This window comes from Mesorhizobium sp. M5C.F.Ca.IN.020.32.2.1 (assembly GCF_004023105.1).
Taxonomy (GTDB): domain Bacteria; phylum Pseudomonadota; class Alphaproteobacteria; order Rhizobiales; family Rhizobiaceae; genus Mesorhizobium; species Mesorhizobium wenxiniae.
The window spans coordinates 1-875 of sequence record NZ_RZSX01001429.1 but is presented as its reverse complement, the minus strand read 5'-3'; the positions used below and the strand labels follow the sequence as shown (position 1 = coordinate 875).

At 56.7% G+C, this 875-nt stretch carries 1 pseudogene; it reads left to right on the top strand.

The annotated features are described in order from the left end of the window. Positions 1-590: 590 nt before the first annotated feature. A pseudogene (locus EOA86_RS39765) lies at positions 591-875 on the top strand (hypothetical protein); the annotation flags it as partial.

Genomic DNA, 875 nt, shown 5'->3' with positions numbered 1-875 from the left:
TCCCAGGGCGGCGACCCCGCACAGCCCGAAGACAAGCAGGACGGCCTTTATTCCTCTGCCGGGGGGCGCCTGTGACGGTAAAGGGGCGGGCCCGGAATTGTATTCTGTATCCATGGCCATGGCATATGGCTTTCATTTCAGGGCGGCCATCCCGTCCCGTCCCGAACTGGTCGAGGGTCGACGGGCAAGGCTCTGCCGTATCGTGAGCCTTCGCCGCCAGCGGCACAACTATCCTTTGTGGGCACTCCTTCCGGATAAAGCGCGGTCTTGGGAGAACTCGTCCAATTGCCAGGTTGCTGCGCTGCAGGAGAACTTCTTTGATGGCAAACGGGACAAAAAGCGATCAACGCAACGAAGAGGAACTCTTGGTTTACCGACGCAGCGTCTCGAACCGCCTGCGGCTCCGACATGCATTCGCAGGATGGCTGGGCCGTTTCCAACTTCATTATCCAGGTCCTGGAAGAACGAGCCGATCACCATTTACGGCTCCTGGTTGCAAACACGATCATTCCGCTACCGGAGCGGCTGAAAGCCGGGCTCGTGCCTTCCCCAAAAGGCCGTAGGCTTGAGAATCCGGATAGGCCTCGACGATGCTACCCTACGCCTTAAGAGGGTATTTTGGGGTAGGGCTTTCCAAGCGTAAGGTAAAAAAGAAACTGTGCGACGGTGCGTGGAGCGCCCTAATCGATGCGTGTATCTTAATCGCGCAGAGCGAGAAGGCCATGATGACAAGGCAATCTTTTATCACAGTGCTTGTCGGGCCGAGCGAGTTACTCCGAGAAGGCCTTAGTCGAATCCTGGATGCAGCAAATTTTCGTATTCTTTTCTCTGCGGCTTGTGTTCACGATCTTCTGCAGAAGCCGCTACCCCAGCAC